The sequence below is a fragment of the Pseudoalteromonas sp. Z9A6 genome (assembly GCF_011378805.1).
Taxonomy (GTDB): Bacteria; Pseudomonadota; Gammaproteobacteria; order Enterobacterales; family Alteromonadaceae; genus Pseudoalteromonas; species Pseudoalteromonas distincta.
This window is the reverse complement of sequence record NZ_WTKZ01000008.1, coordinates 64,426-89,542: the sequence shown is the minus strand read 5'-3', so window position 1 is coordinate 89,542 and position 25,117 is coordinate 64,426. Positions and strand designations below refer to the sequence as shown.

General features: G+C 38.5%; 29 protein-coding genes and 1 tRNA gene. 19 read left to right on the top strand and 11 right to left on the bottom strand.

Features of this window, described 5'->3' with window-relative positions:
• Positions 1-34: 34 nt before the first annotated feature.
• Together GQR53_RS05225 and GQR53_RS05220 are read left to right on the top strand one after the other, a co-directional pair.
• Positions 35-283 (top strand): hypothetical protein, encoded by a 249-nt coding sequence (locus GQR53_RS05225; protein WP_002960658.1) that lies wholly within the window; start codon positions 35-37, stop codon positions 281-283.
• A 428-nt stretch (positions 284-711) separates the two neighbouring features.
• Entirely contained in the window at positions 712-1,608 is an 897-nt protein-coding gene (locus tag GQR53_RS05220; RefSeq protein WP_165743076.1) for a site-specific integrase, read from the top strand.
• A 69-nt stretch (positions 1,609-1,677) separates the two neighbouring features.
• Here the strand turns inward: GQR53_RS05220 and GQR53_RS05215 are convergent, their stop codons facing one another.
• Complete coding sequence (locus GQR53_RS05215; RefSeq protein ID WP_165743075.1) at positions 1,678-2,238, bottom strand: hypothetical protein; 561 nt, start codon at positions 2,236-2,238, stop codon at positions 1,678-1,680.
• Positions 2,239-2,272: 34 nt separating this feature from the next.
• Entirely contained in the window at positions 2,273-2,476 is a 204-nt protein-coding gene (locus GQR53_RS05210; protein ID WP_165743074.1) for a hypothetical protein, read from the bottom strand.
• A 477-nt stretch (positions 2,477-2,953) separates the two neighbouring features.
• On the opposite strand from GQR53_RS05210, the gene GQR53_RS05205 reads away from it, so the two are divergent.
• The 7 genes from GQR53_RS05205 to GQR53_RS05175 all read left to right on the top strand — a co-directional run bounded on the left by GQR53_RS05205 (position 2,954) and on the right by GQR53_RS05175 (position 10,022).
• Entirely contained in the window at positions 2,954-3,538 is a 585-nt protein-coding gene (locus tag GQR53_RS05205) for a recombinase family protein (RefSeq protein ID WP_165743073.1), read from the top strand.
• A 1,378-nt stretch (positions 3,539-4,916) separates the two neighbouring features.
• Positions 4,917-5,678 carry a hypothetical protein gene (locus GQR53_RS05200; RefSeq protein ID WP_165743072.1) on the top strand — a complete coding sequence of 254 codons (762 nt, stop codon included), beginning with the start codon at positions 4,917-4,919 and terminating at the stop codon, positions 5,676-5,678.
• A gap of 4 nt (positions 5,679-5,682) precedes the next feature.
• Positions 5,683-6,426: a hypothetical protein gene (locus tag GQR53_RS05195; RefSeq protein WP_165743071.1), complete on the top strand. Its 744-nt coding sequence runs from the start codon at positions 5,683-5,685 to the stop codon at positions 6,424-6,426.
• Between the two features lie 160 nt (positions 6,427-6,586).
• Entirely contained in the window at positions 6,587-7,042 is a 456-nt protein-coding gene (locus GQR53_RS05190; RefSeq protein ID WP_206013170.1) for an RNase H family protein, read from the top strand.
• A 144-nt stretch (positions 7,043-7,186) separates the two neighbouring features.
• Positions 7,187-7,516: a hypothetical protein gene (locus tag GQR53_RS05185; RefSeq protein WP_165743070.1), complete on the top strand. Its 330-nt coding sequence runs from the start codon at positions 7,187-7,189 to the stop codon at positions 7,514-7,516.
• 141 nt (positions 7,517-7,657) lie between these two features.
• Positions 7,658-8,389 carry a hypothetical protein gene (locus tag GQR53_RS05180; protein WP_165743069.1) on the top strand — a complete coding sequence of 244 codons (732 nt, stop codon included), beginning with the start codon at positions 7,658-7,660 and terminating at the stop codon, positions 8,387-8,389.
• A gap of 370 nt (positions 8,390-8,759) precedes the next feature.
• Entirely contained in the window at positions 8,760-10,022 is a 1,263-nt protein-coding gene (locus GQR53_RS05175) for a tyrosine-type recombinase/integrase (protein ID WP_165743068.1), read from the top strand.
• A gap of 87 nt (positions 10,023-10,109) precedes the next feature.
• Here the strand turns inward: GQR53_RS05175 and GQR53_RS05170 are convergent, their stop codons facing one another.
• From GQR53_RS05170 to GQR53_RS05140, 7 genes are all read right to left on the bottom strand, one after another.
• Positions 10,110-10,511, bottom strand: coding sequence for a protein-export chaperone SecB (locus GQR53_RS05170; RefSeq protein ID WP_165743067.1), 402 nt, complete (start codon positions 10,509-10,511; stop codon positions 10,110-10,112).
• A gap of 1 nt (position 10,512) precedes the next feature.
• Entirely contained in the window at positions 10,513-10,818 is a 306-nt protein-coding gene (locus tag GQR53_RS05165) for a hypothetical protein (RefSeq protein ID WP_165743066.1), read from the bottom strand.
• Positions 10,819-10,829: 11 nt separating this feature from the next.
• A complete protein-coding gene (locus tag GQR53_RS05160; RefSeq protein ID WP_165743065.1) occupies positions 10,830-11,435 on the bottom strand; it encodes a hypothetical protein in 606 nt (201 codons plus the stop codon).
• Between the two features lie 657 nt (positions 11,436-12,092).
• A complete protein-coding gene (locus GQR53_RS05155; RefSeq protein ID WP_165743064.1) occupies positions 12,093-12,974 on the bottom strand; it encodes a site-specific integrase in 882 nt (293 codons plus the stop codon).
• Positions 12,967-13,188 carry a hypothetical protein gene (locus GQR53_RS05150; RefSeq protein ID WP_008136222.1) on the bottom strand — a complete coding sequence of 74 codons (222 nt, stop codon included), beginning with the start codon at positions 13,186-13,188 and terminating at the stop codon, positions 12,967-12,969. Before GQR53_RS05150 ends, GQR53_RS05155 begins: the two co-directional genes overlap by 8 nt.
• Before the next feature lie 649 nt (positions 13,189-13,837).
• Entirely contained in the window at positions 13,838-15,325 is a 1,488-nt protein-coding gene (locus tag GQR53_RS05145; RefSeq protein ID WP_165743063.1) for a hypothetical protein, read from the bottom strand.
• Positions 15,326-15,423: 98 nt separating this feature from the next.
• Positions 15,424-15,684 carry a helix-turn-helix transcriptional regulator gene (locus GQR53_RS05140; protein WP_149592646.1) on the bottom strand — a complete coding sequence of 87 codons (261 nt, stop codon included), beginning with the start codon at positions 15,682-15,684 and terminating at the stop codon, positions 15,424-15,426.
• Between the two features lie 92 nt (positions 15,685-15,776).
• Here GQR53_RS05140 and GQR53_RS05135 point away from each other — a divergent pair, with 92 nt between their 5' ends.
• From GQR53_RS05135 to GQR53_RS05115, 5 genes are all read left to right on the top strand, one after another.
• Complete coding sequence (locus GQR53_RS05135; RefSeq protein WP_149592645.1) at positions 15,777-15,968, top strand: hypothetical protein; 192 nt, start codon at positions 15,777-15,779, stop codon at positions 15,966-15,968.
• Between the two features lie 88 nt (positions 15,969-16,056).
• Positions 16,057-16,425, top strand: a complete 369-nt coding sequence (locus GQR53_RS05130) for a hypothetical protein (protein WP_165743062.1) — start codon at positions 16,057-16,059, stop codon at positions 16,423-16,425.
• A gap of 31 nt (positions 16,426-16,456) precedes the next feature.
• Complete coding sequence (locus GQR53_RS05125; protein WP_165743061.1) at positions 16,457-16,936, top strand: dual specificity protein phosphatase family protein; 480 nt, start codon at positions 16,457-16,459, stop codon at positions 16,934-16,936.
• A 287-nt stretch (positions 16,937-17,223) separates the two neighbouring features.
• A complete protein-coding gene (locus GQR53_RS05120; RefSeq protein WP_165743060.1) occupies positions 17,224-17,442 on the top strand; it encodes a helix-turn-helix domain-containing protein in 219 nt (72 codons plus the stop codon).
• 77 nt (positions 17,443-17,519) lie between these two features.
• On the top strand, positions 17,520-18,584 hold the full coding sequence (locus GQR53_RS05115; RefSeq protein WP_165743059.1) for a replication initiation protein: 1,065 nt from the start codon (positions 17,520-17,522) through the stop codon (positions 18,582-18,584).
• A 208-nt stretch (positions 18,585-18,792) separates the two neighbouring features.
• Here GQR53_RS05115 and GQR53_RS05110 read toward each other — a convergent pair.
• Together GQR53_RS05110 and GQR53_RS05105 are read right to left on the bottom strand one after the other, a co-directional pair.
• A tRNA-Pro gene (locus GQR53_RS05110) sits at positions 18,793-18,869 on the bottom strand.
• Between the two features lie 111 nt (positions 18,870-18,980).
• Positions 18,981-19,604, bottom strand: coding sequence for an arylesterase (locus tag GQR53_RS05105; RefSeq protein ID WP_165743058.1), 624 nt, complete (start codon positions 19,602-19,604; stop codon positions 18,981-18,983).
• Here GQR53_RS05105 and GQR53_RS05100 point away from each other — a divergent pair, their 5' ends adjacent.
• From GQR53_RS05100 to ruvB, 5 genes are all read left to right on the top strand, one after another.
• Complete coding sequence (locus GQR53_RS05100; protein WP_008137049.1) at positions 19,605-20,318, top strand: ABC transporter ATP-binding protein; 714 nt, start codon at positions 19,605-19,607, stop codon at positions 20,316-20,318.
• On the top strand, positions 20,308-22,809 hold the full coding sequence (locus GQR53_RS05095; protein WP_165743057.1) for an FtsX-like permease family protein: 2,502 nt from the start codon (positions 20,308-20,310) through the stop codon (positions 22,807-22,809). The genes GQR53_RS05100 and GQR53_RS05095 overlap by 11 nt, the downstream gene beginning before the upstream one ends.
• A 130-nt stretch (positions 22,810-22,939) precedes the next feature.
• On the top strand, positions 22,940-23,464 hold the full coding sequence (gene ruvC, locus GQR53_RS05090; RefSeq protein ID WP_002960649.1) for a crossover junction endodeoxyribonuclease RuvC: 525 nt from the start codon (positions 22,940-22,942) through the stop codon (positions 23,462-23,464).
• Between the two features lie 2 nt (positions 23,465-23,466).
• On the top strand, positions 23,467-24,084 hold the full coding sequence (gene ruvA / locus GQR53_RS05085) for a Holliday junction branch migration protein RuvA (RefSeq protein WP_002960647.1): 618 nt from the start codon (positions 23,467-23,469) through the stop codon (positions 24,082-24,084).
• A gap of 7 nt (positions 24,085-24,091) precedes the next feature.
• Positions 24,092-25,099, top strand: a complete 1,008-nt coding sequence (ruvB, locus tag GQR53_RS05080) for a Holliday junction branch migration DNA helicase RuvB (protein WP_165743056.1) — start codon at positions 24,092-24,094, stop codon at positions 25,097-25,099.
• Positions 25,100-25,117 lie beyond the last annotated feature (18 nt).

Genomic DNA, 25,117 nt, shown 5'->3' with positions numbered 1-25,117 from the left:
AATGATTTAAAAGCCTTACTAAAAGAGTGTTAAAATGAATAAAGAAAATGATGTAATTTCTAGTCTAGCCGAATTAGAAAGCTTTTTATTAAATGTAGAAAACGGCGGTCTTGGCCTTAAAGGTGTTTCGGGCGTTGGTATGGCAACAAACAATAGTGATGGTAGTCGTTTTGTAGCCGTGTTTGACGACCAACAAAAGCTGCTTTTAGCGCGCAGTATTACAGAAGATGTATTCCAAACAGGGCAAGATATGGTACGTAATGGTGTAGGGCGCAAGCACTAGTACTTTAATAAAAAAGCGCTTAGAGCGCTTTTTTATTTTAATTTCAATAAATTGAAATCAAATGCCTTCATATAGATTCCACAAAGGCCACTTCAAGTTAATAACAATTAAATACAACCCCCTCAAAAACCACAAAACTAGCCAGCTAAACTCAGTTTTATTAAGTGCGCTTAGATAAATAAGATAGTGCTACGGATAAATTGTAGAATCAAAACAGATGAATTTTGGCTATATTTTGAAGAGAAGTTTAACTTATTGATATAGGTTTAGTTAATTGGTCGGTATGGAGAGATTCGAACTCTCGACCCCTGCCACCCCATGAGCCCTGCGAGATAACGCTGCGTTAATCATACCCAATACTGCAAGACACACTACGTGAATACTTTAAGTAAGTCCTTTCGTTAATCTAAAAATTATCGGAGGCTTTAATGGCAACTATTAGACAACTCAAATCAGGCAACTGGAACGTACAGATTCGTGAAAAAGGTAACCGTCTCTCAAGGACATTTCTTAATCTTGAAGATGCTGAGCGTTTCGCTAAGACAGGCACACACACTGTCTCATTCCATTCTGTATGTGAACAATACATAGAGCTCAAAGGTGAATCAGTCAAATATCGTGTACGTGGCTTAATGAAAAGCTTTGATACACCCCCTACAAAATTAGACTTGGAACACTACAAGAAATTCAGGCTTAGAGTAGTCAAAAGCTCAACCGCTAGGTTAGACCTACAGATGCTATCTCGTATTGTTAAATTTGGTATTGAACAACTTGGCCTTGACTGGGAGTTTCCATTTAAGGATTTCAAGTACCCACCAGAAAGTAAAGGGCGTGACCGAGTAATCACTGAGCTTGAATATGACATGATACTAGGTGATTTACCCCCGCTGGTGGCTTCAGCTGCGGCATTATCTTATGAAACAGCTATGCGAAGAGGTGAGGTTGCTAGGATAGCTAGAAGTCATATAGAGTTTGAGAGCAATAGGCTATATATTCCTGAGGCTAAGAATGGTCACTCTCGATATGTACCGCTTAACTCTAAAGCAATTGATATATTAAAACGTAGATTGCAAGTAATGGACGATAATAGAATGCTTTACAACGTTAATGCTGAGTCCTTATCGAAGGCTTTTAGGCGCTCATGCAAGCGCTTAGGTATCGAAGGATTATCATTTCATAGCCTAAGACATTCAGCGATAACTCGATATGCTAAAAGAGGCTTGTCAGTTAATCAGCTTAAAGTTATCTCAGGGCATAGGTCTACAGAAATGTTAGAGCGTTACACACACTTAGGAGTAAATGATGTGATTGGCCTCATGGAGTAGAGTTAACAAATAACCAAATCTAAGTTAGGTAGACAAACAGACGGTTCGAGATTTTCTTGTTGCGAAAAATTAACTACCCATAGAGTTTAATATCTCGGTAATTACTTCTCTTTTTGTTTCGGCTTTTCTAGCTTCAGGAGATGCTGCATATATAATGCCCCCAACCAAAAAGGCCATAATTATTGCAGCGAACACGCCAGAAAAGCCATTTAAAAGCCAGAAGAAAGATTTAGATATTCTATTTTGAGGGGGAGAGGACTTGGCTGCATTTTTTAGTTGGCGCAAAGCCGTATCAAGTGCTTTTTTTTCTTTCTTTTCTAACTCTTTAATTTTTTTATCATATTCTTTTTGAAGCTCTTCCTTAACGCTTGCTTTGAGTCTACTATTAATTTCAGTTAGGAACGTTTTAGACCTAGCGTTAAAGCCCTCTAAAAGCTCATTGCTTTGGAGAACGGTATCGTGATGATTTTGAACTTTACGTGATATTTCTTCCTCAGACATTCCTTTATCACGCATGCCCTTCGCAGCATCATGTTTGGATTTTTTGTAAAAAGCATATGCTATAAACCCTACGGGGTCAGTATCATTTTCAACAAGGCATTCATAAACCCAATTTTTATTTTTATTCAAACCTTATACTTCCATGTTATAACAAGATTAGTAGTTATACCTTTGCGTTATATTTTACTTCTGTTTGCGCTATAGAAAACGCATCTTTAAGTCGCTTGTTTAATGATGCTTTTGATTTACTGTTAGTAGGTTTATCGAGTTCAATATCAAGTGAAAGTCCTTCAAGAACCGCAAGTATTGATTCGATATCAGTAGTTTCTTTTTTATTAGATCGTTTCTTTGCAAAAAACCTAATCATAATATGCCCCTTTGTAAGCACTCTTAATATTCAACGTATTTTAACAGCGTGCGCATCCTACATTAGTTCAAAAAAAAGTCAATGACAAGCTTACAGTTATTTAATTTTGGAGGATGTGAATGTTTTGGTGAAAAAATCTGTGACCCTATTCGACTATATAGAAACGCTTGATTCCCCCCCTTACCCCCATGAAGAACCAACTCTATCGCAGCGTACTCGTTTACTAGCATTTTATTTTCTTAACAATTAGTTTAAGCCTCAAGGCATGAAGGTCGGTAATAGTAGTGTTTATCAATCAAACAGCTTCGCGACCTCATGGTTAACTTTAAGCTGTACTGAATACGGTATAGGCTAATCAGTACAGTGCTATCAGTACAGTTTTACTGCTTAACCTGTACCGAAAAGACTTGACTTATAATTTTCAATACAGATAATTAAATGGTCTTAAAGTTAAATCAGTACAGTTTGGAGTTAATTATGGCTAATCATTCTCTTAAAGGTAAACACATTGGCTACATTCGAGTAAGTACCGTTGAGCAAAACACAGCTAGGCAGTTGGATGGCGTAGAGCTTGACAAAGTGTTCACTGATAAATGTTCAGGTAAGGATAGAGACAGACCTGAGCTTGAAGCATTACTCAGCTTTATGCGTGAAGGTGACACTATTCATGTGCATGATATATCTCGCATGGCACGCAACATCGTTGACTTACAGACCCTCATAAAAACCATAAACAACTCAGGTTGTACCGTGGTATTTCATAAAGAAGGCTTAACGTTCACTGGCAACACTAATGACCCAATGCAAACCTTAATGCTACAGATGCTTGGCGCTGTCTACGAGTTTGAACGTGCAATGCTCTTAGAGCGTCAACGTGAAGGCATAGCGCTAGCTAAAGCTGCTGGTAAGTTTAAGGGAAGGAAGAAGTCGGTTGACAGGCTCAAAGTTAAGGAGCTACTTGATGAAGGGCTTAGCGTCCGTAAGACAGCTAAAGAGTTGGGCATTGCTGCTTCTACTGTTCAATTAATTAAAAAAGAAATGACAGAGCAAGTAGCTGAGTAACCGATGAACTTAGCCAAGCAAGAGGACTATCATGTGGGGCTTAATGCTTGCCTATAAGCTTCTGTAAGGCTCTATAAGATCGAGTTATTTAGCGTGGGCACATTGGCTTATCTGAGGCTAAATCTCTGCTTGTAGAGCCACTGACGATCTGTGAGCTGGTGTCTTGATATAGATTGTAGTTTGACCATACTTCATTTAGCAAACCCTAGGTCACTGGGCTGCTTAAGGTTAACTATCACTTTGACCTTCCTTCCCTGAAAGCCAATCATGCTAGCCCCTCAGAGCCGCTATAAGATCGTTTAATTCATTATGAATGCCATTGCATTGCTAAGGGGGACAAGGGATTCCTGAGTGGCTTACAGATCGTCATGGCTATAGATATAGTCTCACTTTAATCCTGAATCATTCTTGCTTTGATTGATTAGTGGAATAGCCCTATTAGCGTGTTAAAAGAAAGATGACACCTTATTAAAAGATACCAAAATAAACCACAGTAAATCAATTGGTTACCACTCCCTGACTTAAGGAGAATAGTAGCCGTTCTACTTGCATCCACAAGGACACCGCAGAGACTATACTCAGTCGCTAACTCTGTGGTGGTGAGCAGTGGCTCAGGGGCAAGCGACAAGTCAATCGAACTCAAGCCAACATCGTAAGCATCTTTACTTATTGGATTATGGTTTCCCTCTTACTTTCTCACTTTTTGTGGGGGGTAAGGGGGGCAACTCTAAGTCATCAAACTAAGCCAACAACTTAGATAACTATAAGTTTAGCTATAAGACTTCCATTGGTTATTTATCAATAGATTATTAATCAAGAATGACTAATAAGAAACAAGCTTAAGCCAACTTCAAGACAGCTCAAAGTAGCGTTACACGCACTTGAAGCTTCCTTAAGGCTGTACTAGCTACCATCTACTTATAATACAACCAAGTTAGTGTGCTTATTAATCTGTAGTTGATTGGCTCAATCTGTGTGCCTTGCAACTTGCCTATGTGTTCATCCTCCAATATCACGCACACAGACCATGCCCCCCTTTCACATTTATAGCCATAGCACAATATAGCACAATAAAGAGAGGACTTTGTTCGTCAGTTCCTCCGCTGCATCACCCTCATGTAGTCGCAGAGTCTTCTTTTGATTGTGCTTAATTATTTTTACAAAAAACCAGTAAACAGGAGAATATTTATGACAAACCGAACCAAACCATACAAAGTCATTTCGCACTCAAGCATTCGCGTAAACCTGACTCAGACAAATCTTGAAATGCTCAAGCGTCACCAGAAGCTGCTTCAAGAGTCACGAGGCTTCAAGTCAAGCGCTAGCAGCATTATCAACGAGTGTCTTCATAAGTACTTAAAAGCCGAGGTGTAAGCCTATGCCAAATGCTACATGTAAGGTGTGGGGCTGCTCTAATGTAAAGTTTAACACTAAGTACTCACAGTACTGTAAGCAGCATAGAGAAAGCGCGCATCATAACGGCCACCCAACATTCAAGCCACCAGCATTAAGTAGACGATATGCCTCATATGACCAAGAGCTAGCGCTAGGCTTTAACGGGGGAAAGCAATGGTATGAAGAAGCTGAGCTAGATGATTTTAACGTAGCATTTAGCCGTTTACTTGATGAAGCTGAAGCCCTTAAACCACTATCACAGTATCGTAGGTTAGGTGACTTGCCAATAAAACAACAGCTACTTTACCTGCTCAAGCACTCAGTCGAACGCGTAGGCAGACGGGAGACAATGAAGCAATGGCTGTGCATCTACCTAACGGCTAGCAACAGGAAAAGTCTGTTCCCAAACAGAAAGACCTTTGCTGTATTTGTGTGCCGTAAGAGCTGCTTAAGACGAGTCAGAATGCCAAAGCATAAAACACCTAAAGGAAATCTAAGGGGCTACAGATTAAACGCCAATAGAGCTGTGAAGATGCTCAGCATCCTTGAGCCTGTATTAACCCTAGCGTTTATCTCAGCGAACGATGTGGCGTTGTGGTATCGCCATTTCGCTAACCGCTTAATCTTGTCTAATGCTTCCAAAGAAGTGTTTGCAGCTAAGCATAAAGGTGACCCTGAGTACGCTAGGTCACTTACCCGTCTTCGCATCATTAAATCTATTCACAGAAAATATTTAGTAGGATAAACATATGAGTAAAAAAATGGAAACAACTAACAAATTAATCGACCGTGTAAACGCATTAGAGGCTATTTGCTTAGACCTATTGCAACTAACTGGCTTAACACCGTCTCAAACTCGCATCAAGTTCGATGACTATCAAATCAAATACACGCAAGAAGCCATTGATAAACGTGAAGCTGAAGTACACGCTAAGCAGCTCAGTGAGAATCGAAGAGCCGCTGTATCTGAGTTTAATGGTATTGCAGGTTCACATTACTGGAAGTTGGTGTTCATGAGCAAGAAAGAGCAAGGCAAACATCTTGATGCTATCTGGTTAGATACTACTGAGGGCTTAGAGCTACCCAATGGCACTAAACGCCCAGACTTTGCAGTGATTGAGCCAAGCGTAGATAAGCTAATTGAAAGACGAGCTGAGCTTGTCAGTTCATTGAATAGCATTAACCTGACCATGGAAAACCAGACAATCAAACATAACGAGCAATCGATAATTGATGCGTCACAAGGGCTGGAGAAGCAATGTGCCTCTGAGGTGGCTAAGTTACGCAAAGATGACAGCACAAGCCAAGCAGAGCGTGAACGTCAAATTAAAGAAACAGAAGCAGACTACAAAGTAAGAATTAGCCGACACATACATAAATGTAAGAGCTACATCGAGTCGGCTAAAGTTAGCATTAAGCGTCACGAAGCTATGCAAGAAGAGCTTGAAGCTGTCAATACCATGCTTAGCACTCAGCTTGTAAATAGCAAATAAACCTATCAGTAAATCAACCACAGAAACCATCCTATTTGCCCCTGCGCGATCGTATAAGAAGAGCTTCAGCTATAAGCCAAGCAATCCTATTGCTTACTTTTACTCGATCTTATAGGGGCTTATAGAGCTTAATTAAAATATTACTACAAGAGGAACTGAAATGAACAATTTACAAATGATATATACAGACGGAGCCGCACCTAACAATCAGACTGGTTGTAAGCTGGGAGGCATAGGCGTTGCTGTTTATAACTCTAATGGTGAGCTTATAGAAACCTTCAAGTCACGCGTTGAGCCTGAAGATGGAAGTACTACGACCAATGTTCGCTGTGAAATGTTAGCGCTGATTAAAGGGCTAGAGCTTAGCAATGGCCGTGACGTTATCCACACAGATAACAAAACCATTAGCCAAGGCTACAACGAGTGGCTTAACGGTTGGAAAGCTAAAGGCTGGAAGAATGCCAGTAAGAAGCCAGTAGCTAATAAGGACTTATGGTTGCTTATTGATGACCTCAAGCAGTCTAAGCCGAGTGTTATCGTTACATGGGTAAAAGGCCATGCTGGTATTGAAGGCAATGAACTTGCAGATAGCTTAGCGAGTGAAGCAGCAGCTTAACCGATGGCGCAATGAAGTCAGAAAGGTACTTAGGCAAAACTCGAAGCCTATCCAATGTAAGTAGGCGTTAAACCCTTAGCCCAACGAGAAGTAACTTTAACATTCAACAACACAACAGCAACTATCACTTCAAACGATGAAGGCATGTTTGACCTTAATGACATTTACCGTAAGTTCGGTTTGAAAGGCCGTAAACAACCTAGCGACTGGCGCGGTAAAGCTAAAGACAAACTTTTTGAAACCGCAAATTTGCGGGTAGAAAAGGGAGGACGTGATAAAGACGGGAAACCTAGCACTAAGACCCTAGCAACACTCGAAGCACTCTACGCATACGCAATGTGGGTAGACGTTGAGTTCTACATGGTGGTTGTTGAAGCATTCGCTGCGTTAACACGTGGTGAAACTGAGAAAGCTGAAGAGCTATCTAGTGTGGTTACTAAGGTATGTGCTTCATGCTTGTATAACCGCCTATAAGCAGCTCTACGCTATTCATTTACTTTACCTAACCAATCACATTACTACCGTTAAAGCTAGGCTTGAAAACCCTCTGACAGCTTTAGGGTTTAACAGTAACCATTTGATAATTAACTAATTAATTTATATACGGAGGACTTTATGTCAATTCATTACGATGAACTATGCCCTACAACACAACAGCAAGTAGCTCAACTATTAGAGCATGAAGAACACCTTGAAGAAGCTAACAATGAATACGCAGTGACAGACATTAAGACAGCTCAAGGTAAGCCCGTACAGTTTGAAGACATACAACCAGATACCTTGATTACTGTGAATGGTATCACTGGACAAGTAGACCACATGATTGAAGCAGGCTTAGTAAGCAAATCAATTTACGCTGGTAACTTTGAAGACTACCTTGAAGACGCTGACGCAATGTTTGAACCTGAAGAAGCTGATGAAGCCTACGACAACCCTGACGCTTATCTTATAGACGATGCTGAGACAATGAATACAGCCTCTCAAATTGAAGACGTACTCGGCTCAGCGGTTACGAGCGATGTTGTATCAGACGTATTAGCTGGCAATACACTAGCCTATGAAGCGCTACAGGAGCTTAGTGAAAGCTACGGTGTTACACCTGAACGTGTTCAGAAAGAAATAGAGCAGCTGACCGATAGCCTCATGGGCAGCTTTGAGGGTTATCTTCAAGAGCAGCATCGAGGTATTGATGTAAATCACTTGTCTGATTGGGTAGCTTACGCTGTTAATCGAGATTCTAAAATTAATCAATTATATCAACAGGCTATAACTGGTGCACTAAGTGGTGACTTAGGGTTTTCAATGGATTTAATACAGGAATATAAGAAGTTTTATAGAATTTACTAGTTATGTGAATGTGTGAACAGGCTTGTGAACGTTCACAAATTTGAGTATATTTAAAGCTTCTGAAGGACTTGCATGAAGTAACTGAAAGTGTTGCTAAGTGGTTGATTCTGATTATCTTTGAGGCTTTTAAAGTTGGTCGGTATGGAGAGATTCGAACTCTCGACCCCTGCCACCCCATAAAAGTTACGATTAGATTAAAGTAGAAGTAGGTAGCTACAAGTAGTACTAAGTTTTTATTTAACTGATTGTTATGAATGATTTAAATTTAATTTATTAGTGTGGGTTAGCTCTAAGTAGAATTAAGTAGTTGAATACGGGTGATGCTACATATATGCTGCATGTACTTTATTTTTAATATTTGGTGCTACATATGTCTGTCGTGAAAATGTTATTAACTGATTCGTTATTAAGCTCAGTCCCTGAACCTATTAAACGGATAAATGACACAAAGTTAAGTGGATTTCATGCACGTGTAGGTAAAACACAAAATGATAAAAAGCGTAAAATTGTACTTTACTTAAATTATCGTTTTGGTGGCATCAAAGGTAAACAGCGTAATTACCATTTAGGATACTTTGGTGAGTGCGATTTAAAAGATGTCCGCAAGGAAGTTGAAAGCTTAAAAGGGCGAGTTGCTTTAGGTGAAGACGTATACGAAACTAAGCAGCTATCACTAAAGCAGCAGTTTATCGAAGATACATCACCAACCGTTGAAGAGCTTGCCCAAGAGTTTATTGAAAGAGACATTAAAGTTAACCGAAAAGACGTAGATCCTGTAATGAGAATGTTTAAAAAAGACATTTTGCCCTTTATTGGAAATTATAAACTCAAAGAGATAACTCGGCGTGACATTCTTAATAAGGTGCTTGATCCAATAAAAGATCGAGGTTCAAATACCCAAGCAAATAAAACACTCTCTATTTTAAAACAAATGTTCGACTTCGGTGTTGAGCGAGACCTTATGCAGGGCAATCCTGTAAGTACGGTTAAAAAGAAAAGCGTAGGTGGCCTTGAAAAGTCTCGAACCAGAGCACTGGAGTTTGACGAAGTGATTCAAGTTTTTGAACGCTTACCAAAGCTAGGTGTTAGCCAGCAAGTTATTTACGCATTGAAATGTATTACTTTAACAGGTTGTCGGCCAATAGAAGTTACAGGCGCACAGTGGCAAGAATTTGATTTTGATAAAATGATATGGACAATCCCAGCAGAGCGAGTAAAGCAAAACAAATATGGCGAGAGAACCCACAAAGTGCCAATTACTCAAAATATGGTTATTTTGCTTGATGAGCTGCGCGCAGCATTTGGCTATCTCAACTCAAAATATGTATTCCCGAGTACAACAACTAATAAATCAGGCCCAGGTGAGCAGCCGATTGACAGGCACTCATTGTCACGCTCCATAAGCCGTAAATTAGAGCAATTGGGAGTCCCTAAGTTTGTACCTCATGACTTACGGAGGACAGTCGCGACTCGTTTAGGTGATACCGATATTGGGACTGACCCTATAGTGATTGAAAAAATACTTAATCATCAATTACAAGGTGTGCAGGGCGTTTATAATATGCAGGAATATATGGAGAAAAGAAGAATTGCTTTAGTTTTGTGGGGAAATAAGCTTTTAAAGCTTAGCTAAAATCAAGTTTCATTATTAAAAATATTTATTGCCCAGAAAAAAGGTTTTGGTTCACATGTTCTAGATTTAACATGTGCACCAATTCCATTAACTATCTTTTTCTTGCATATCTTTGTACATAGCAGAAAAGTTAACGCTTGGAAGCATTATTGGTTCATACCCTGCGTTTAATAAAAGAGTGCTTACAAAAGCTCTCATATATGGGAAAGCAATTGCAGGAGCATTCACATGCGGGAAATGAGAATTAACAAATTCATCATCAAATTTATCATCAAGTTTAAAAGTTGATTCATACTCGAGTAACAGTAAATGAGAGTTTTTAATTTTTAGTCTTAGAGCAAAAAAGATATCAAATTTATCTGATGGTTTATCTGAAAACTTCGGTTCATAATGGAACCCAAACTCATCAATTTGGTCAAAGTCCTCAACTTGGTCTTTGTCAATTAGATTTATCTCTTTTGCCTTGTTAATGTGTAGTTGAATATTCATTTTATGCCGCTAAACAGTTATTGTAATCATCATCGTTACAAGCTGAAATAAAACTGCTTCTTTCATCTTTTACATATGTAACTTCTAAAACAGTGATTTCATCATGAATATTATTGTAATGTGCTTGGAAACTATTGAAGGAGTGTTTCCAGTATTTATGTGAAAGTGTATCTGACTCATCGCTCAGAAAGTCACAAGCTAATGGACCAACAGCTTCATAGCTTTGAAGTTCATTGTATAATTCTTCAGCAGAAACTTTAGATAACTCTTCTTTGAGTAATATTACACGTTCTTGTAAACTTAACATACTTATCTCCTTCATGCCGCAGGCATTTTTTCAGCATACTTTGATGGCTCAATGAAACCACACAAGGCAACGCGGTCTTTTGCTTCCTCGAAAACGCAAAGCTGTTGTCGTGTGATTAAACCTAGTTTCGCTTTATTAAATTGGGAATCTACAAAACTAATATTTTCTATCTTCCTTCCATCTTGTGCTTTAACACCTAAATATGGAAATATTTCTTTAGAACATTTTAACTTATTTAATATTTGATTTACTGTTACACTTTTACGTTTTTCATCTTCACCAAGTTTATTAAGTATTATATTTTTTAGTTCAATAAATTCTAATTGGTGTTCAACATTACCGACTAAATCTAAAACTTCTTTTTTGAAACACAAGTCTAAACTAAATACCCCTATAGCTCTACGACCTGCTTTCCCCCACTTTTTTGCCCAATAATCAGAGTCAGTCCAGAAATAATAACCCTGTGTGAGCCATTGGTTAGCCCCATCACCACTGCGAAATGGTATGTTTTCGACAATGTACTCGAATCCATTCTCCAATTTACAAGTGTGGTAGCCAAAGTGAGCAGTCATTTTTTGTTTCTTATGTTGATTGTTATTATAGACACTTATTTTCATCGCTATAGTACATTTTGTCTTCAAGTGTAGCAACACTTTATTAAATGATAGCAATTAGTTATGAATTCTTACTGAAGATACACTTCGGTGATTTCAGGTCTAAAATGCCCATCTCTTGTGAAACAGTCTCTAAGGCCGTTTTATATTTAAAGCCTAATGCATTAAGCTCAATTATTTTTCCTTGAGCGAAGCTATGCCTGAGGACGTGTGCGGCAGTTGAAAAGAGTTGGGCGTTTGAGGCGTACAATTGATATATTTAATTGAAACCTAGCTAGTTTGAGTGCATCAAATTAAGTTTTTTAAAGTCATTATATTTACGCTGTACTACATACGCGAACCCTTAACACGTTACTTTTAGATTTCATTCAAAATTGTATCTTTTCGAATTAATGAAGAAGTAAGTATTTATCAATAACAACCTCTAAATTTTTGTTTAAAGCTATACTCATAATTGAGGGACTTCCTCTTAATTGAAAGGATAACGATTGTGGCTCTTAAACCTGGACCAAAACCAATTGCTGATTCAACTGGCAAACCTGATAAACGTAGACGTGATAACAAAAATACTCCAGGGAACACCCCAGGATTAAAACCTAGTAAATCTTCAAAGAAATAGATAAGACTTGAAATTAAAGCTATCTTCACGGTAGCTTTAACTTAACGTAAATACACCTCAGTGATTTCTGGCCTAAAATGTCCCATTTCTTGTGAAACTGTCTCTAATGCTATTTGATATGGATACTGGTTAAGTATCAACTCTAATAGCCTTTCTTGTGCGTAGCTATGCCTGAGTCCGTGTGCTCCATTAGAAAATGAAAGCGTACGGTTTGATGCTTTATTAAATGAATCAGACCATTTTTTACCACCTCCAATATCGTAACGCTGTAAGTAGTTTATTTTTCTATCAACAACAGTGGCAGGTTGTTTAAGTTTACGAAGTTCTAATTTAGCTGATAAATCGTGAGGTATTAGGACTTCGCGTGTTAAGCCTCCTTTGCCTGTCACTGTATATAGTACACCGTTTCTACCAGACCATTTTGAATCAAAAGCTGGCCGTTTATCTGCTTTGCGCTCTTCAACTTTGGCTATGGTCAATAATTCATGCGCACGAAGCCCCGAAGAGAGTGCTATTTGTGTTGATAATGAATATTTAGACGTTTGGTGCTTACTTATTATTTGTGCTTGCTCTGTGGTGTAGGAACGTGATTTAAGAATTTGCTGATTAATTGATTTAATAACAGGGAGTGTTTGCTTATCTTTAAGTTTGCCGTTTAGCCTCATCATTGCTTGTATAGCTTGGCGCTCCATATCCAGTGACTTTTGACCCACTATTTCTTTACGGTAATCTAAATAATTGAGTGCTTGATCGATGGTCATTGCCTGAATACCGTTTATGCCAATATCTTTAGCCCAAGAGGCAACGGTGTTAAGTGATTGCTCGTAGTTTCTGGCAGTTCCAAGAGACTTTATAAGCTTACTTTTTGTAAGCCCTTTTATGACATTGTGTGCTTGAGTTTTTGGTTTCGCAAATTTAGCCATGTTTTTTAATCCATCTTTGAATTGTTGACCAATGAGCATTGATACCTTTACGCTTTAGCCAGCGCTGAAGCTCGACAATGTTTGACCCTTGCTTGTAAATTTCTATTAGCTCGAATTTATGTTTATCAAGCTTAGATGTTTTTTTACGGCTTCCTGCGATTAACTTACTTTCAAATTTTAATTTTTGGACTTCGATTAGGGCATCGAATTTCATGGTATGACTCCAGTCGTATTAAGGTTGTAAGATTGACTGGCAATAAAGCTCAGCGGCACTTAAGCCTATTCGCCCCTGTTTTTCGCATATGCGAAAGGCTCGGACTGATCTCGCCTGATTATTAACCTCATTTCTACGTGTTGTCAGCAGCTGGAGTGCGCCGTTTTTGGTTGGTTACTACCTTTGAAAAGATAGTATTTACCTCGTTACTACGTGTTGAAGGCAGCAGAATAGCGCCTGTTTTTTTCTGGCTCGTTAGAGCTTCAGTAGCAATAAGATTACCACTTTAGAAATATTTTTCAATCTGCAAATAAAACCTGCGTATAAGAGTATGAATGTGTTGTCCCCCGCTATGTGTAAGCCGATTTTCTGCTTCGACATAGCGGGGGACAGGGGCGAAGCCCCAATGTTTAAAGAGAGGCTATTGCTCATGATGCCTCTATTAAAATTGGTTTTAGCTCATTTGTAGAAGTAAGGTATTAGAAAACCCTTATGATATCCGATGAAGTTTCGTTGGTTGTCGCTTATTTGTAAGCGGTAGAAATATATTAAGCTTGGTTGCTTTTTGACTATATTTTACCAAAAAGCAAACCAATACACTTATATTTAAATAGTTTCAGTAATACTTTTACTATCAATATTTCTATGGCTAATTTGTTTGATTAGGTGAAGCTTTATCTTCTTTCAAAGACTCAGAGACTTCTAATCCTTGATTTACTCTAATTTCTTGTTCCTTAATTATTTTTTGTGAACCTTCACTAAGCTTGGATGCTAATCGGCTAAATCCTGGTATTTTGGCTAAACGTTCAATCGAATCTGTTAATTTAGAGCTTCTATCTAATGCTTCCATGAGAGGATGATCACTCTTATCGTAGTTGGAAATCAATTTACCTGGGTTTTCAGCATTAATTTCCAATATATTAAATAGAAGTTTTGTTTTTAACTCAGAAGAAGCTTCTTGATCTTTGACGCCCTGGATTTGTGTCGAAAGGCCTTCATATGTTTTACTAAGAACTTCTTTGTGGGTGTATTCTTCAATTAAACGCTTAGATAGGTTAACTTTTTTATTATTTGAAAATGCTAGCCAAAGGAAAGGTAAATATATAGGCAATACACTCATAAACATTTTTGGAGAATCTAGAATAACTTCAGTTAGCTCTTTACCTTGCCACAGTAATACTCCAGAGAGCATAACAGGTACTAGGGAAACAATGACCATAGCAATGATGCTGTAGTAGAAATACTTATTTAGCTGCTCATGGTTTTTAACTTCATCAAGCTTTTTTGCTTCATAAGCATGACTTAGACCTGCGGTAAGTGCATTAGGAAGTAAAGATTTGATTTTTTCTTCAATTCCTTTTATGGTTTCCTCCTTTTCAGAAATAAAAATGTCAATATCAGCTTTATTGTTATCGATCTGTTGATCTAGTCGCTGATAGGCCGATTTAGAAAGCTCGGTTAAATCCTCTTTAGTTATTTCTAATTCAGATTTTATTTGAGAATGTTCAGACTCAAGTTTGTCTAATTTGCCAACTTCTTTATGAACCTCTCCTTCTTCGTCTTCTTGTTCATAGCCATAAAAGTCTTCATAAATTTCTGTTAACTTGTTTTTATGATTAATCGATTGTGTCAGTAGGCTTTTTATTTTTTGGGTATTCGATTCAGCAGTACCTATATTTTCTTCTAGCTCATTAAGGTCTTCTTCAAGTGAAGAGAATTTCTCAGGAAGTATAGATAAAGTATCGTATTGATCAGTTATCTGATCATGAATGCTTGTAGTTTTTTGCTTTAAGTCATCTAGATAATTAACCGCTTCACGAGCATCTTCAAGAAGAACTTGTGCTTGTTTATTATTTGATTCAGATTCGGAGTGATATTTTTTTATTTTATCAAGTAAGTTAATACTTTCTTTAGCAGCTTCTTCAGCGAGTTGTTTTGATTTATTTGATTTATTTTTATATTCGGTCACTTTTCGAGAAGAATAGTTAGCATCTTTTTGCAGCTCGGTACCTGATTTTATAAAATCCTCGCGGAGACTTGATTCTAGTTTCCTTAAATTCTCTTCAATTTCAGCAGTCTTTGACCATAAGTAAGATTTCTCTTTATTCAATAAATCTTCAAATTTACTAGTAAACATACCTGTCACTTCTTTTTATTTTTAATGGCTTATACATTATTGTAAGCAAGTATTAACAGCAAGGTAAATGTCTATACCTTACTAATTTAATGAGCTTTTTATTTATAATTTAGTATAGCATTAGCTATATCTTCTTCCTCACAATAAAAAAATGCTGTTGGCACTTCTAATACTTTAGCTAGTGCTCGCACTGTTTGAAAGTCGGGTGAATGCACGCCTTTTTCGTACTGATTCATTCTAGGCGAAGCCGCAAACTGATCCATTCCCGCCAGTATTCCTAGTTTTTTTTGCGAAAGTCCTTTTGCTAGTCTTGCCTCTTTTAGCCGTTTTGGAAACGGTGAACCATCATTCGTTTTCATTATATTTAATTCTTAACTTGAAAACTAAGAGTTTCTTAGCTTTAATGTGTTCACGATACTAAGGAATACTTAGATAGAAGCGAGTGAAGCAAATGTTGTGGAAAGCAGTTAAGTTTATAGGAGCCGTTACGGTTGATATTTTACTGGATGTTGATGATAAGTCTGAGCAAGATAAGTTCATAGATGAATACAATGATGGAACTGGAAATGTCGATCATTATGGCGATAGCTACACAGAGCAAGAAGCGCGAGACGCCCATAGCCGTGGTGAGTTCTACAAATAGTTTTGACAGCTACTCTGTTAGGTGCAATTGTTAGGTGGGTTTTTACACAAAATACAGGCTACGCAGTTGAAAAGCTGCGTAGTTTTTTATGATTAATTTTAATGTTTATGCATTTTTACCCGCGATTGATTTTTTATATATTAAACTGCAAGGCCAAGATAATAGCCGTGATAAGTTATTATCGATTAGAAATAACTTAAGTAAGCTTAATGAAGCACAAGTGCTTAGTGAGTTACTTACCTTAGACTTCATGTTTTACGATTATAGTAATGAGCAATCAGAGGTTTGGGATATACAGCTAGAGTCTTTTTCATCGTTTTATAATCGATCAGAAAAAGTGAAAAGACGCGATAATTACTATCCTGAGGCACATGTTCAATCAGTGTTTAAGTGGATGCTTATGCTTTGTGATGATTGTAGTGATAGTTTGAAAACCCATCGTTCAGTAATTCATTAAACGGCACAAACAAAATTTAAAGGGATTTATTATGAAAAAAATTGGCGATTTTGATATTTATGTAGGTACTAAAGAAGAATATGAGCTTGCTAAATCAAAGGGTATGAAAATTGTTTGTGCTTTAAACAGAGCAAATGGCTATGTAACCCACCAATCTGTTGTTGGTTGGAGTGGCAGGGGATGCAACAAAGATAACCCTTACTACTTATTCAAAGAAACGGAGGAAGCGATTTATTTAAATATAATTGATGGTGATAACCCTGCATATGTAAGTAATGAAATGATCGATCCTGCGTTAGGCTTTATAAAAAGAGCTTTAGACAATGAAGAAAAAGTATTTATCTATTGCAGCTTGGGTGAATCTCGAAGCCCATCTATTGCTTTAATGTATTTACTTGAAAACGGTTTAATAGATAGGGAAGACGCGGATAAAGTATTTCGTGAAAACTACTACAGTGAATATAAGCCTAAATTTGGAAACTTGGGCTACATTCAAAAACGGTGGTTATAAATAGAGTGTTATAAAGCCCAATACCCGTTAGAGACTAAACTCCTTGATTTATACTCCTAAGTGATTTAAATTTATAAATAAGCATATGTTATATGCTTATTTATAACGCGAAGAAATTTCTCTATTTAATTAAGTTCAGAACATTCTACCTATCACTTTCACAGTGAAAAAACAGGCGCTTACGGGCTGCCTTCAATACGTAACGAGGTACATACACGTATGTGTATGCAATTAAGCCATATCTATGTGGCGCATTTCTTCGCTTCTTTAACGTATTGGAGATTGTTATGCCTGGATATATTACCGCTCAACAAGCAGCTGCTTATTTAAGCTGTTCTACTCAACATATTTATAATATTCGTAATAAAAGTAAAGCCGCTTTAAAAGCGGGGGATCAGCAGTTGGCTAAAAAACTTTCGCCTGAAAGTATTAAGTTAGGTAACAAACTACTATTTGAAAAGTCGACTTTAGATACTTGGCTTCGAAAGTATGGTGACCACACATAGCTTGCTAATATGGCAGGCATAAAAAATTACACTTCTTGCCTGCCATGTTGATTACTTTTGACATAGGTATTTTTATTATGAATTCAGCATTACAGCCATTAGTGGTTGAGAATAAGTGTGCTCAGTTGCTTTTAACACAAAGATTATTTCAAACCACACCACCTAGAACACTTAGTGCAGATATAAAACATGAAGCACGTTATCGGTATGGTGAGTTAGCGTTAAAAACTCATAAATATATTCAGATAAACCCTAAAAACATCGTGTTTTGGTTGGTTTTTGACATTGATGATGAAAACACTTTCAGCTGGGAAGATAAGTTATTACCGCCACCGAATATAATTGTAAGTGGTCTAGACCGAGCTGATAGCTCTAAAGTAGTTGGTGGCGCGCATCTATTTTATGCAGTTCAATTTGTACCTTCATCAAATGCATCGCGTGAAAAACCAGTCAGGTTTTTAGATGATGTAAAAAAGGGGATGACATTGCAATTAGGCGCTGATGCAGACTATTACGGCCCTTTGAGTAAAAATCCTTTAAATTCGAGTTGGAATACATCTTTCCTTCATGCACATGAATACAGTCTAAATGAATTAAATAATTATTTAACAAAGGTGACAAAAAAACGCCGATATGACTTTGATTGGTCTTTGGTCGCTGAGTCGCGAAACTGTATGGTATTTCATGAACTCAGATTCATAGCATATGAACGCATTAATTATGCGAAAGAGAATTGGACATATGAGCAATGGGAAAGTCATTTATTTAATATTGCTCAGTCGTGTAATGAGTTCAGTTCGTCAGATCTTCCTAAAACCCACCCATTAAACCACTCCGAATTGAAAGGGATTGTTAAGAGTGTGGCTAATTTCACTTGGTTTAAATATAGATCGTCAAATAACCGTGGGAGAGCCGGACTATTTTTACTGCAAATTAAGATCGTAACTACAAAACTTGCTCAACAGCAGGGGGCTAAGTTTACACACAAAGCACGTAGAATAAACACAGAGGAAAAAATTACTAAAGCAATGACGAAGATACAAAGTGAAGGGAAAAAGCCTTCACAGGTGCTTATAGCCAACGAAATAGGAATGACTCGACAAGCTGTTGCTAAATATAAACATCTACTAGAAATATGTTAATTATGCTGCACATCAGGGTATTAGGAAATAAGATAGGGCATGATGTTACATATTAAAGTTATTTATCTAATAACTACATATGAGAGAGCTGAATTAGCTGTAAGTAGTGAAGCTACATATATGCTACATGTATTAATAATATTTAGTGTGCGTGTAGCAATATGTGTTTTATTTAAATTATAAGTACTTAATATTTAAATAAATTAATTGGTCGGTATGGAGAGATTCGAACTCTCGACCCCTGCCACCCCATGACAGTGCGCTACCAAGCTGCGCCACATACCGACGTTGTATGCAATAGTACGTGTATTTTTTTAAAAATCAATAAGCGATTGTTTGTTTGGGTGTTTATTATGCAAGAGACCTAAAAAGGCACTCTTGCGGTGTATTAATTGGCTAGTCTTTATTTAACCACTTTTTGATCGAGTCATACATCTCATCGCGTATTAATAACTGAGCTTTTTTGTTAGGGTGTAAACTATCGTTTTGCATTAATTCAGGTTGGCCGGCAATGTTTAGCATAAAAAAGTTCATTAAATGCGCATTTGTCTCTTCGCTAACGCGCGAAAAAGTGTCAGTAAACATTTTACTGTAACGCGGGCCGTAATTAGGGGGAATGTAAACCTCCATTAAGGCGGTCATCGCATTAGCTGCTTGGCTTTTTTGAATAAGAGACGTTAAGTTAGTTTGCATTTTTTTAACTGGGAAACCACGTAAACCGTCATTAGCACCTAGCTCAATAAGTACATGAGTGGGTTCGTATTGCTCAAGCAATGCATCTAAACGGCGTAGGGCTCCACCAGATGTTTCGCCACTAATACTGGCGTTGATAAGTTCAATGTCGGCTTGTTCGTCATCGTATTTATCTTGTAACAATTTTACCCAGCCTTCTTCTTGTTGAAGTCCGTAGGCTGCGCTTAAACTGTCACCGAGTATTAAAATCGTGTTGTCGGCTGCTGCGCTCAGCGGTTTGATAACTAAAAATAAAATGATTACTAAACGAAGGATTGAATGAGTCATATGTCAGCGCTTTCTCAATTAAATATAATTCAGGTTAATGGTTTGTCTAAAGTAGTCTCTACCTTTGAAGGTGAGCTGCCCATCCTCAGCGACATCAGCTTTAATGTCAAGCATGGCGAGTCTGTTGCTATAGTTGGCACGTCGGGCTCTGGTAAATCAACGTTACTCAGTTTATTAGCGGGGCTGGATACCGCAAGCAGCGGCGAAATATTTTTAGATGGCGAGCCATTACACAATTTAGATGAAGAAGAGCGTGCTGCACTGCGCGCGGCTAAAATTGGATTTGTGTTTCAATCGTTTATGTTAGTACAAAGCTTAACAGCACTTGAAAACGTTATGCTGCCAGCAGAGCTCGCTGGTGAAAGTGATGCAAAAGAGCAAGCAATTGCTTTGCTTGAAAAAGTAGGCTTGAGCCATCGAATTGATCATTATCCGTCGCAACTCTCTGGCGGTGAACAGCAACGTGTTGCTATTGCGCGAGCATTTATTGGTACACCTAAAATACTATTTGCTGATGAGCCTTCGGCTAATTTAGACAGCAAAAACGGTAAAATGATTGAATCCTTATTATTTGATTTAAACACGCAACACGGCACTACGCTTATTTTAGTAACTCATGATGAAGGGCTTGCACAAAAATGTGAGCACATTATTCAAATAGAAGCGGGTTTACTGGTAAAAAGCCAAGTAGAGGACGTTGCTAATGTGGGTTAAGTTAGCGCTTAAATTATTTTCACGAGAATTTCGCCGTGGTGAGCTCACTGTTATAAGCGCAGCTATCGCCCTTGCTGTTTTAACCGTGCTTACACTGTCGATGGTTACTGAGCGAATAGGGCAAAGTATTGCGCAAAAAAGCAGTGCTTTTATTGCAGCAGACCGTGTACTTGCAAGCGACCATGTTCTGGACACCGCTTTTATTACTCAAGCACAGAGCCAAAATTTAAAAACGGCGCAAATGGTGTATTTCGACACTATGTTGTTTGCCAATGACGAAATGCAGTTCAGCTCAGTAAAAGCAGCATCTAATGCATACCCGCTCAAAGGGCAGTTAAAAGTTAAAGATACCCTAACCGGTGAAACTAAAGTTGCCAATAGCGGGCCAGCGCCTGGTAATGTGTGGCTAAGTGAGTCGGTATTTTATAGTTTAAACATTGATATAGGTGCGCAAGTAGAACTTGGCGCTGCATTATTTAATGTTTCAAAGGTTATTGTAGAAGAACCTGATGCGCCATTTAATGTGTTTTCAAGCAGCCGTCGTGTGCTTATTAATATTGACGATGTGGCAAAAACCGAAGTTGTGCAACCGGGTAGCCGAGTTTATTACCGCCAACTTTATGCCGGTAGTGAGGCCGACATAAATAGCTTTTACGAGTGGCTTAAACCACAAATGAAAGAAAACCAACAATGGTATGGCGTTAAAGACCGCCAATCACCCATTTCAAACAGTTTAAACCGCGCAGAGAGCTTTTTATTACTTGCCGGCCTATTAGGTATTATTTTGGCTGCAGTGGCTATAGCTGTTTCAGCAAAACGTTATTGTGAACGTCAATACGACCCAGTAGCAATGATGAAAACATTGGGCGGTAGTCGCTCAATGATCCGCAAAATATACATGCTTCATTTATTGCTTGTGTGTGCAATGGCGGTAAGTATTGGGCTATTAATTGGTTATGGCTTGCAAGAAATAGCAACAAGTTATTTATCAAAAAGTATGGGCACAGAGCTACCTTTAGGTGGTTTTAAGCCGTGGCTGGTGGCTATTAGTACTGGCGTAATTTGTGCTGTTATGTTTTCTATTAAGCCGTTGTTTGATTTATTTGATATTCCACCTCTTAGAGTGCTGCGCCGTAACTTAGGCGACAAGTTGGCAGTAAGCCGTGTGCATTTAGGTATGAGTGCGCTAACCGTGTTTTTATTAATGTGGTTATTTAGTAACAACATAAAAATAACGCTTATCTTATTTATAACCACACTTACCTTAATTGGCGTGTTGTTTTTAATATCGAAGCTTATTTTTGGTGGTGGCCGAAAACTGGGTTTAAAACCAGGTAATAGTTGGTCGTTGGCCATTGCGTCTATTCAAAAACGCGCCAATGTAAATGCTGTTCAACTTATTAGTTTTTCGTTAGCCATTAAACTGCTTCTGTTTTTAGTTGTGCTTAAAAATGACATGATTGCTGATTGGCAGTCGCAACTTCCAAGCGACGCGCCTAATGCGTTTTTAGTTAATATTACGCAAAATGAGCTTGAGCCAATTAATGAATATTTAGCTCAAAAAGACATTCAGGTATCAGAGTTTTATCCAACTATTCGTGGGCGCGTAAATGCGGTGAACGGCGAGTTGGTAGCACGTTCTGTATCGCTGCAAGACAACGAGAAAAAAGACGAAGAAGCACGTGCAGGTATTGGTCGTGAGCTAAATCTAACATGGCTTAAAAATGTGCCTGATCAAAATGAAGTAACACAAGGCACGTGGTTTGGTGAAAATGCGATGGCTGAAGCCTCAGTAGAGGAGTCGATGCTTGAGCGTTTAGATGTTGAGATAGGCGATACGCTTACATTTTTAATTGGTTCGCAGTCGTTCGACGCTAAAATCACCAGTGTGCGCAAAGTTAATTGGGCCACGCTTAAACCTAACTTTTTTATTATTTTAAGCCCAGATGTACTTGCAGATTTTCCCGCGACGTATATTTCGTCGGTACGTATAAATCCAGATCAAAAACGTGACTTTAGTCAGTTATTACGTACTTACCCTACTATTACAGCCATTGATATTGATAACTTTGTTAAGCAAATACAAACAACTATATCGCAAGTCTCTCTCGCCATTGGCTTTGTACTGGCTATTGTTGTGCTGTGTGGGGCGCTTGTGCTTATATCGCAAGTGCAAGCTAGTTTAGGTGAGCGTATGCAAGAAATTGTAATACTTAGAACGCTTGGGGCTAAAAGCCGATTAATTAAAAACGCGACCCTGTATGAGTTTTTATTACTCGGTGGTTTAGCCGGTTTAGTTGCCGCATTTTTTAGTGATATAGCGCTTTTAATTGTGCAGCAACAAATGTTTGATTTAGCCGGTAAGCTACACCCACATATATGGATTATTGGGCCGGTAGCTGGCGGCGTATTTGTGGCTGGTTTAGGTTATTTAATGATTGCCCGAACACTTAAACAAAACACCCAAGGATTAGTACGTGCCCTAGGGTAAGCTTAAACTAACATGCTCCTGTAAATGCCCACCTAGTACGTGGGCATTTTTGTTTTTTTGTACTGGTAATTTATACAGTGCTCTGGCATTATTGGCGTAATTTAAAAATAATAACAATGAGAATGCAAGTTTGGCCATTATTTTAGGGATCGATCCTGGTTCACGTTTGACCGGATATGGCGTTGTTGCCCACCAAGGTTCTAAATTTACATACTTAGGCAGTGGCTGTATTAAGCTTGCCGATCATCCTTTTCCGGTTAGGCTTAAAATGATCTACCAAGGTATTACACAGCTTATTGAGCAGTTTTCGCCAGAAACCTTTGCCATTGAAAAAGTGTTTATGGCTCATAACCCCGATTCAGCTTTAAAACTAGGTCAAGCTAGAGGCGCTGCGATTGTTGGCGCTGCGATGGCCGACTTACCCGTATTTGAATACTCAGCTAGGCAAATTAAGCAAGCAGTAGTGGGTAACGGTGGCGCAGATAAAACACAAGTGCAGCACATGGTAAAAAATATTTTAAAACTACCCGGTACGCCACAGGCCGATGCAGCGGATGCACTCGCTATTGCGATTTGCCACGCCCACTCAGAACAAAATTTAATTAAACTAGCGGGCAGCGCAAGCAAAACCGTTAGAGGACGTTTAAGGAAATAACTATGATAGGCCGCTTAAATGGTATTTTAGTCGAAAAACAACCACCAGAAATATTACTCGAAGTAAGTGGTGTAGGTTACGAAGTACAAATGCCAATGACCTGTTTTTACGATTTACCAAAAATTGGTGAAAATGCGATTGTTTACACTCACTTTGTAGTGCGTGAAGATGCTCAACTATTGTTTGGTTTTAACAATAAAGTTGAACGTGCCTTGTTTAGAGAGCTATTAAAAGCAAATGGCGTAGGGCCAAAACTTGGCTTAGCTATTTTATCGGGCATGTCGGCAAAACAATTTGTAAGTTGTGTAAATAACGAAGACTCAACATCGCTTGTTAAATTACCCGGTGTAGGTAAAAAAACAGCCGAGCGTTTAGTACTCGAAATGAAAGACAGGCTAAAAGATTGGGGTAATGATTTATTTACGCCATTTAGCGACAGCGCAGTAATAGAGCCAATGAGCGATGCGACAATTGCTAATAATGCAGCGGATGATGCCGTATCGGCACTGCTTGCATTAGGTTATAAATTGCCACAAGCTCAAAAAGCAGTAAAATCGATAAGTAAACCCGATATGTCTACTGAGGTTCTTATTAGAGAATCTTTAAAATCTATGTTGTGAGTAACCCATGATTGAAGCGGATCGCTTAATTGATGCGACTGAAAAAACAAATGAAGACTCTATAGATCGTGCAATAAGACCAAAACTTTTAGCCGACTATAGAGGCCAGCCTCATGTTAAGCAGCAAATGGAAATTTTTATTGAAGCTGCCCGAACCCGTGGTGAAGCGCTCGATCATTTATTAATATTTGGCCCACCTGGGCTTGGTAAAACCACGCTTGCAAATATTGTAGCCAATGAATTACACGTAAGTATTAAAACAACATCAGGCCCTGTACTTGAAAAAGCAGGCGATTTAGCCGCACTACTTACCAATTTAGAAGAAGGCGATGTACTGTTTATTGATGAAATACACAGATTAAGCCCACAAGTTGAAGAAATACTGTATCCCGCAATGGAAGACTACCAGCTTGATATAATGATTGGTGAAGGCCCAGCTGCGCGTTCTATTAAATTAGACTTACCTGCATTTACACTTATTGGTGCAACCACACGAGCAGGCTCTCTTACATCGCCACTGCGTGACCGTTTTGGAATTGTGCAGCGATTAGAGTTTTATTCTGTAGAAGATTTATCGCACATAGTAGGGCGCTCTGCACATTACCTTGATTTAGAGATGTGTGATGATGGCGCTACCGAAATTGCTCAGCGCTCGCGCGGCACACCGCGTATTGCAAACCGCTTATTGCGCCGTGTACGCGATTACACTCAAGTAAAATCTGACGGCACAGTAAACGCCGATGTAGCTAAGCAAGCCCTTGATATGATTGACGTAGACAAAAGTGGTTTTGATTATATGGACCGCAAGTATTTACTCGCCATAATCGAAAAATTTATGGGCGGTCCTGTAGGGCTCGACAATGTAGCGGCTGCTATTGGCGAAGAGCGCGAAACAATAGAAGATGTGATAGAACCATTTTTGATCCAACAAGGATTTATTCAGCGTACACCACGTGGGCGCATAGTGTCTGACAGTGCATACTATCACTTTGGTTTACTTCCTAAAAAAGATTAGCCTCATCATATACATTAC